The organism is Rhodococcus sp. EPR-134 (genome assembly GCF_001647205.1).
GTDB lineage: Bacteria > Actinomycetota > Actinomycetes > Mycobacteriales > Mycobacteriaceae > Rhodococcus_F > Rhodococcus_F qingshengii.
The window spans coordinates 1-7,941 of the sequence record NZ_LVCT01000441.1; the positions used below are offsets into that span (position 1 = coordinate 1).

The window sequence follows — 7,941 nt, forward strand, 5'->3', positions numbered from 1 at the left end:
GAAAGCGTGGCCGAGTGGTCGTCACTGCCATTGGCCATCCGGACGAAGAATCGTTTTCCGGGTCACTATTCGAACTCACCCTGTACGAGAAGTCGATCAAGGGATCCCTCTTCGGCTCGTCCAACCCCCAGATGGATATTCCTCGCCTCCTTGAGCTCTACAACCTTGGTCAACTCAAACTCGACGAGCTCATTACCAAGGAGTATGCACTCGAGGACATCAATGAGGGCTACGAAGACATGCGTCAAGGACACAACATCCGCGGGCTAATCCGCTTCTAAACCCTGGGCTGACAGAGAGATCAGAAGAATGGCTAGCACGGAATATTCAGTCGATGTCGACCTGCTCATTGTAGGCGCCGGTCCGGTAGGTCTGTACGGCGCCTACTACGCAGGCTTCCGCGGACTGTCGGTCGCCGTCATCGACGCACTACCCAACCCGGGTGGACAGATCACGGCGATGTACCCGGAGAAGCTGATCTTCGACATCGCCGGATTCCCATCAGTAAAGGGACAAAAGCTGATCGACGGACTTCTTCAGCAGGGCGCACCGTTTCAATCGACATATCTGTTGGGGCAGCAGGCGGTTAGTCTCGACCCAGTTGGAGACCGGTGGAAGATTGCAACCAGTACAGGCTTGCAGATTCTGGCTTCGGCTGTTGTCATTACCGCCGGGGTGGGGTCCGTGTCGCCTCGACCTCTGCCCTGCGGCGAAGAGTTTGTGGGCAAGGGTGTGCAATATTTCGTCCCCCGGCTCGACGTGCTTGAAGGGCAAGACGTGCTCGTGGTCGGGGGCGGCGACTCAGCGGTTGACTGGGCGCTGGCTTCTGTTGAGCGTGCCCGATCGACAACCCTGGTGCATCGCCGCAAGCAATTCCGCGCCCACGCACACAGCGTCAAACTGTTGCAGGAATCGTCATGCCGCCAGCTCGTCGATGCCGAAATCATCTCACTGAACGGAAATGGCAGCGTCGACTCCGCCATCGTCAACGTCAAAGCCTCTACCGAGCCGGTCACGGTTCCCTGCACGCTGGTCGTCGCGGCCCTCGGATTCACGATGCAACTCGGTCCGCTCGCGAACTGGGGACTCGAACTTGAGAATCGGTCGATCCTGGTCGATACCACAATGAGGACCAATCGAAACCGCGTCTTTGCTGCCGGTGATATCGCCACATATCCAGGAAAAGTGAAACTTATCGCGGTCGGTTTCGGGGAGGTCGCCTCTGCGGTGAACAACGCCGCGGCCATCCTTCAGCCCGAAGTCGGTCTTGCACCCGGACATTCCAGCGACAATGCGCCGGTATTCGCAGCCATCAGCTAGAAACCCGGATCGGAAAGGAGCATCGTCATGGGCTTCGTCATCGGCGAAAATTGTATTGACATCATGGACAAATCCTGCATGGAGGAATGTCCGGTCGACTGCATCTACGAGGGCGGGCGGATGGCGTACATCAACCCAACCGAGTGCATCGACTGTGGCGCGTGCGAAATCGTGTGCCCGGTAGAGGCGATCAAACCCATGCAACGTCTGGCCGACAAGTGGAAGCCCTTCAAAGAAGCGGCTGCCAACATTTTCGAGACCATTGGGAATCCCGGCGGCTCAACCACAGTCGAGGAAGCACTTGAGGATCCGGAATTCGTCAAGAACTTTGTCAAAGACGACTAACCCGGCGAGTCACGCCACCGACACGCTATATGCATCAGTCGTCGCGGAACGCGCGGCGACATCACCGAAAAAACTGTTAGGAGCAGAGTATGGAGCGCTCGATCACACACAACGGTCGGACCGGTTTCGGCAGCCTTACCCCAGGTGGCCTGAAACTCGACAACTTCCCGATGAAACTTTTCACCAAGGGTAATGGGAAGGTCTGGAATCCGGCGGCCATCGACTTCACCCAGGATGCGGTGGATTTTGCCGCAATGAGCGCGGACGAACAGCGATTGACCATGGTGCTGGCGTCTCAATTCATCGGCGGCGAGGAATCGGTGACTCAGGACCTGCAGCCGTTCGCGGCGGCAATGGCTGCAGAGGGGCGCCTCGGTGACGAACTGTACCTGACACAGTTTATCTACGAGGAAGCTAAGCACACCGAGGGTTTCCGGCGCTTCTTCAATGCCATTGGCCACGAGAATACAGATCTGCACCAGTACGTCGAGTACAGCGACGCGTACAAGCAGATTTTCTTGGACGAATTGCCCAGTGCTCTATACACCCTGACCGAGGACCCATCCCCGGCGAACCAAATACGGGCGAGCGTGACGTACAACCACGTCGTTGAGGGTTGCATCGCTCTGACAGGCTATTTTGCGTGGGCCAAGATGTGTCAACGACGGGGGATCTTGCCCGGTATGCAAAAGCTCGTCAAACACATCGGTGACGACGAGCGCAGGCACATGGCGTGGGGAACATTCACGTGCCGCCGTCACATTGCAGCTGACGATCGTAACTGGGACGCTGTCAGTGACCGCATGCAGGAACTGCTCAATCCTGCGTTGAACCTAATCGTCAATCTCTTCAGCGAGTACGAGGATCGCGGAATTCCGTTCGGCATCACGATCGACGAGATGACCGACTACGCACTCGACAAGGTCAACCGTCGACTCGAATCGATGGAGAGTGCTCGCGGTCTAGATCCCGCGGGTATCGATCTCGACTACTCCCCCGCCGATTTGGAAGAACGCTTCCATATCCAGGATCAGAAGGCAATCGCTGACGCCATCGCACAGGACAAGAAACTGGTCGGCAGCTAGGCTATTTAGACCTTGGGGGGCTGGTCTCGACCAGCCCCCCAAGTCCCTTCAATCGCCGCCCCGTTAAGCCTGGATACACCGATCCAAATAGTGGCCGAACGCAAGTCGTAATGCGAAAAGCCTTGCCGTAGTGAATGAACAAGATTTCCTGAAGATCACATTCGGACGCAGCGAAGAGCACCTCGCAGATGCAACTATCTCAACCCCGACCATCGCAACTTCCAGATTCGACGACCCGAATCTTGTTTCCACCGTATGGCTGGGCCCCAGTGGTCGCGTTGGCCGAGCGACCCGGACTGCTCACCTGTCCGTACCGACTGATGCAGGCGCCAATGCCGGCCGAAGATTGATCACTCGGCGGCGCTCACGTCGACGGCACAGCTAGGCTAGCATGTTGCCATGGCGATCCTCCGCCACGGAGCAATGAAATCGCTATTCGACCACCCTTAGGCACCTTCGACGTCGGGTTCGTGCCTGCGCAAATTCGCCTTCGGGCACGCGCGCCAACTCGACGCCGTGGCGTCACGGTTTCTCTGCGGACTCGCTGAAATCGCCCTGACTGCCGGCGACGGCGGTCGGGTGCTAATCGACATCAACGACTCGATCATCGAAGTCCACGGCCACAGTTCAACAAGGACGCCCACACCGCGCCAACGATTGTCAGACAGACGGCTGAGGAAAGGTTCGTGCGGTTCCTCCCGAGAAACGGCCCGAAGGATCGCCGACAATGGCGCTGATCCCCAAAGGATATCGAAGCCATTACGCGCAAACTCCGCGTTTTCCGGATATCCCACTATCGGTGCGGCAGTTCGGGGAGGCTCTGTCAACGACGGGTTGGAATTGGTTCTGGCCCACTTTCCGTGACGGCTCCACCTTCACGCCGCGTGTCGTTCCGATATGACGTGGACCGTGTGGGAGATGATCGTTCTGATGTCCTGAGAACTGGTGTGACCTGCGTGCATTTCTTCCGCATCTGGCGGGTGTCGACATCGATTCGGTCGATGTGACCGCAGGCGGAGTCCGTATTCGGGCGTCACCGTTGTCGACGTTGGCGAGCTGCCCGACGTGCGGTGTTTCCTCGAAACGAGTGCACAGTCGGTACGAACGAATGCTCGCCGATACGGCTATAGCTGGCCGATCGAGTTACGTTGTCTTGCAGGTACGTCGACCTATGTGCTCGAACACCGGCTGTGACCGACGCACATTTGTCGAGCAGATCGACGGACTGACCAAGGCTTACGCACGGACCACTCCGCTGCTACGCGGAACCCTCGAGAAGATCGCATTTGGCATCTGCGCTGGGCATATATGTCGGACGCTCTACCCTGTTGCGCCTGGTCCGAGCGCTACCTGATCCGCCCACGACCACTGTCGAAGTGCTCGGTGTCGATGATTTCAAGCTGGGAAGGCGACATCGGTACGGCACAGTTCTGATCGATATGGACACTCACCGGCCCGTCGATGTTCTCTTACCAACCGGAAAGCCGAAACAGTCACCAAAATGGCTCACCGAACATCCGGGAACACAGGTGATCTGTCGTGATAGCGCTGGCGCGTATGCCGAAGCCGCCCGTGCCGGAGCGCCCGAGGCGATCGAAGTCGCCGACCGCCGGCACCTATGGCACAACCTCGCCGAAGCTGTGAGGAAAACCGTTGCAGCCCATCATAATTGCCTGAAGAATCCTGAGTTCGAGCCTGAACCTTCGATCGAACGCACCGCGTCGAAACAACTGAAGCAGGTCGCCGAGCAGGTACACACCACCCGTCCGGAGAGTTCAATGCTCGTCATCCGCACGAAGAATCGTTTCCAGGCGGTCGAGACTCTCAAGAACGAAGGCATGGGAATCCGAACTATCGCACGGCAACTCGAACTGGCACGGGAGACCGTTCGTCGTTTCTACTACGCGAACAGTGTCGATGAGTTGTTGGGGCATCGCGAGCCGGCCTGCCAACTATGTTGGACGAGTTCGCCGAATATCTTCACGAGCGTTTCAACGACGGCCATGCCTACGCTGCTGCACTTTACGAAGAACTTCAAGAATTGGGATATCGCGGCAGCTATACAGCTCCGTTCTGGATTACCTTCGCCCGTTTCGCAGGATAGGGGCAGCTCCACCGTCCACACCGAAAGGTGCCGAAAGTGCGGCGGATCACCTCGTGGATGCCGCGGCATCCCGACAACCTCACCGACGATGGGCAGATCAGGCTCAAGCAGGTTCTCGCCAGCTGCCGGCACCTCGAAGCAACTGCAGGCCATGTCAAGTCGTTTGCAGGGATGCTCACCGGACGCCTTGGCAAACAATTGAACCTGTGGATGTCGGCCGTTTCGGCTGATGATCTGCCGAACTTGCATCGGTTCGCTCGAACGAGGCCAAGCCGATACGTCGGCTTTGTGGGTCGGGCGACGTCAGGCAAAGGGTCGTCCGTTGCGCTACCCAGCTTTCGAGGCGTCGTTTCGGGCCACTGCGACTCGGCTCGGTGTTCATGCGACATCGCACATGTTTCGGCATACGGTGGCTCAGTTGCTGGTCGACACGGCGGGACTGCATGTGGCACAACAAATCCTCGGACATCGGAATGTGTCCACCACTGCCGATGTGTATGCCTATGTCGATGAGAAAGCTATGTTGAAGGCGCTCGTGGAAAGTCGCTCGCCGTCAGCGGAGCGCGCACCTGACTGTTGTGGAAGGAATCCGGACGTCGGTATGCGCGACTACGCCCCGGAGACAATTGCGGCATTGGACGATCTGGGAGGGTGCCGGTGAACGCGGTCAGCCTTCAGATCGATCGGGACCTGCGCAAAGAGCCATTCGAACCCGATCGGGTGATGGCTGCCGTCAGGGAAATGGTGCGCACCTGGGACTGCGGACCGCGGCGCCGACAGCACGTCATATCGGATACGGCGGCGATACTTACGAACACTCCTGCGCAAGAGGGTATTTCGTTGCAGCAGTGGTGGCTGATAGCCGAGGAACGGTGCACCGTCTCGGAGGGGCGGGCATTGGTGCTCGGCCGTTTCGTTCAGCCGACATGACCGTTCATCACATCCGCCCGGATTCCGCAGAACAAGGCACGAGCCATCGGTGAACCCGCCGGACGAATCGCTGCCCGCGAACTCGAAGTAGAATGACTCCGCAAGGCACTACGACGAGCCGAAGAACTCAACGACGACGTCGCCACCGCCCTCGAATCCTTCAGCTGACCAACACAGCATCAAACTCTTGAGACAAGACCTCGTCGATGATCAGTTTGTAGCGGCGAATCTTCTTCAGTTCCGCTTCGATCCGGCCTGCATGGTGTACGGCACCGAGACGAGCAATCCAGTTCGATGCCGTGTCGAAGAGGACGGAGTAGCCGGCGTGGGCCGCTTTTGCGCCGAGTCCGATTGCTATGTGTGTTTTGCCGATGCCGGGCGGGCCGAGCAGGATCACGTTCTCTGCCTTCGCCACGAATGTTTCGGTGGCCAAGGGCGCCAACACCTCACGACGTAGCGATGGCAGGCGGTCGAGGTTGAAGTCCTCGAGTGTTTTCACCGCCGGAAAGTGCGCAGTGCGGATCCGCATGATGGCACCCTTGGATTCGCGCTCAGCGACCTGCTGTTAAAAACAGCGCTGCAAGGTATTCCTCGTGTGGGACCAGTTCTCATCCCGCCCCTGGGCTGCGAGATCTTCCCAGGTTGCTCCGGTCGTCCGCGTTTTCAGTACCCGGGTGAGGTGGGCGATCATCGACGGCAACCCATCGGATGATCCTGCCGGCTTCGTTGGCGTTGTGGTCTTCGAACTGGTAAAGGTAGCCACTTACGTTCTCGCTTTCGTTGTGGGAATGCAGAAATCGACCCTGAAAAGGGCGTCATAGTCAGGCAGAGCACGCAAGGCGGCCCGGTGCCCGTCGAGATGGTGGCGGTCGGCGTCATGGTGACGTCGCTGGTCGGCGGTGAACTGTTGCCGCAACTGCGCGGCCGCCTGGACGTGAGCCGGATCGGTAACCACGGCATGTTCGCCCAGGATCGTCGGTAAGAGCCGACGACCTGTCCCTCGCAGGTGACCACCACCTCGTTCGGGTGATGCGGCGACGTCGACGAACCTGCCGATCACTCGTGGGTCGACGGAGTAGTCTACTGCATCCATCCTGATGTAATAGTCACGGGCCAACTGGATTCGGTGGTGCAGTCCGATCGGCGGGTTCACCGGCGGCGGTGGAAGCATCGCCGAATAGTCCGTGTCGAGCAGGTCGATCGCGCGGCCCCCGATCGAGCGAACCATCCGAGAGTTGGCGCGTAGGAACCAGTCGCCGAGTTAGTCGTTGAAGTCCTCGGGGGAAGCGAACCGGCGGCCAGGCGGAAACGAGGTCTCGAGGTAGCCGTTGTGCCGTTCGACTAAGCCCTTGTACTCGGGGTCCCGCGGTGGAGCGAGTTTGATCTGCGTGGCCAATGTTCCCGCGAACGCCACCGCTGGAGTGATCACCCTTCCAGTGCCACCGATCGCCGAATCTCTATCCCACAGCAGTGTTTTGGTCACTCGACCGATCTTCGCGACCGAGGTCCACATTCCCGAGAGAATACCCCCGCCCTGCCTCGAAGGAATCATCGATGCGGTCGTGAACCGTGAGAACGCAAATGTCATCACCCGCACAAGGCAGGATTCGTTCTTGCCCGGCTGCGACCGGGATTCTCGTCTCTGGGAACCAGAGATCGTATTGGGTGAGTTGACCAGGCTCCTAAGTGATTCGGTCGGCGGAGTCGATTCCCTGGTACTCCGGCCGGATCTGTCCCACCCGATCATTGAGTGTGGTCAGCGAATGTTCCCAGCCGATCCGTTCGGCGATCACCGTCGCGGGCATCCGCGGATACTCGGACAGCAGTTGCCTGATCTGTGGCTCGACTCCATCGGCGAGTGAGCCGCGTCCCCCGACCCGGCTCTGGCCCTGCGCGCGTAACGCAGTGCGCCCGGCGTCCCAGGCGATGCCCATCCGTCGTGCGATTTCCTTGATCGGTGTTTCTTCGCCGCGCTGCAGACGACGAATTTCTGCCCAATCCTCCACTGATATCACCCTCCTAGCATCGGAGACGGTCAATCCCAATCCGTCGCTAACCCCAACGGTTCAACGTGTGGCGCTCCACGCATTCTTCACCCCCACCGACCTCGCAGACATCGACACTTGTTGCGGCCGATGGAATCCATCGCCGGCATAC

At 59.0% G+C, this 7,941-nt stretch carries 7 protein-coding genes and 3 pseudogenes; 8 read left to right on the forward strand and 2 right to left on the reverse strand.

Annotated elements, in window-relative coordinates; translation table 11 throughout:
• The 8 genes and pseudogenes from A2J01_RS20470 to A2J01_RS20505 form a co-directional block, all read left to right on the forward strand.
• A pseudogene (locus A2J01_RS20470) lies at positions 1-281 on the forward strand (alcohol dehydrogenase); the annotation flags it as partial.
• A 28-nt stretch (positions 282-309) separates the two neighbouring features.
• Complete coding sequence (locus tag A2J01_RS20475; protein WP_042920079.1) at positions 310-1,320, forward strand: NAD(P)/FAD-dependent oxidoreductase; 1,011 nt, start codon at positions 310-312, stop codon at positions 1,318-1,320.
• Positions 1,321-1,347: 27 nt separating this feature from the next.
• Positions 1,348-1,665: a ferredoxin gene (gene fdxA, locus A2J01_RS20480; protein ID WP_042920082.1), complete on the forward strand. Its 318-nt coding sequence runs from the start codon at positions 1,348-1,350 to the stop codon at positions 1,663-1,665.
• Positions 1,666-1,754: 89 nt separating this feature from the next.
• Entirely contained in the window at positions 1,755-2,750 is a 996-nt protein-coding gene (locus tag A2J01_RS20485) for a R2-like ligand-binding oxidase (protein WP_042920084.1), read from the forward strand.
• Between the two features lie 1,003 nt (positions 2,751-3,753).
• Positions 3,754-4,104 (forward strand): transposase family protein, encoded by a 351-nt coding sequence (locus A2J01_RS35265; protein WP_074447157.1) that lies wholly within the window; start codon positions 3,754-3,756, stop codon positions 4,102-4,104.
• Positions 4,105-4,126: 22 nt separating this feature from the next.
• Entirely contained in the window at positions 4,127-5,056 is a 930-nt protein-coding gene (locus tag A2J01_RS20495; protein ID WP_058228368.1) for a transposase, read from the forward strand.
• 27 nt (positions 5,057-5,083) lie between these two features.
• Positions 5,084-5,515, forward strand: a complete 432-nt coding sequence (locus A2J01_RS37470; protein ID WP_051649477.1) for a tyrosine-type recombinase/integrase — start codon at positions 5,084-5,086, stop codon at positions 5,513-5,515.
• On the forward strand, positions 5,512-5,784 hold the full coding sequence (locus tag A2J01_RS20505; protein ID WP_058228369.1) for a hypothetical protein: 273 nt from the start codon (positions 5,512-5,514) through the stop codon (positions 5,782-5,784). Before A2J01_RS37470 ends, A2J01_RS20505 begins: the two co-directional genes overlap by 4 nt.
• A gap of 160 nt (positions 5,785-5,944) precedes the next feature.
• On the opposite strand, the pseudogene A2J01_RS37230 reads toward A2J01_RS20505, so the two are convergent.
• Together A2J01_RS37230 and A2J01_RS20515 are read right to left on the reverse strand one after the other, a co-directional pair.
• A pseudogene (locus tag A2J01_RS37230) lies at positions 5,945-6,331 on the reverse strand (ATP-binding protein); the annotation flags it as partial.
• A 216-nt stretch (positions 6,332-6,547) separates the two neighbouring features.
• A pseudogene (locus A2J01_RS20515) lies at positions 6,548-7,799 on the reverse strand (Mu transposase domain-containing protein).
• Between the last annotated feature and the right edge of the window lie 142 nt (positions 7,800-7,941).

Coding starts and splice junctions, on each gene's coding strand:
- fdxA (WP_042920082.1), top strand. CDS start 1,348: ATGGGCTTCGTCATCGGCGAAAATTGTATTGACATCATGGACAAATCC.
- A2J01_RS37470 (WP_051649477.1), top strand. CDS start 5,084: ATGATCTGCCGAACTTGCATCGGTTCGCTCGAACGAGGCCAAGCCGAT.
- A2J01_RS20475 (WP_042920079.1), top strand. CDS start 310: ATGGCTAGCACGGAATATTCAGTCGATGTCGACCTGCTCATTGTAGGC.
- A2J01_RS20485 (WP_042920084.1), top strand. CDS start 1,755: ATGGAGCGCTCGATCACACACAACGGTCGGACCGGTTTCGGCAGCCTT.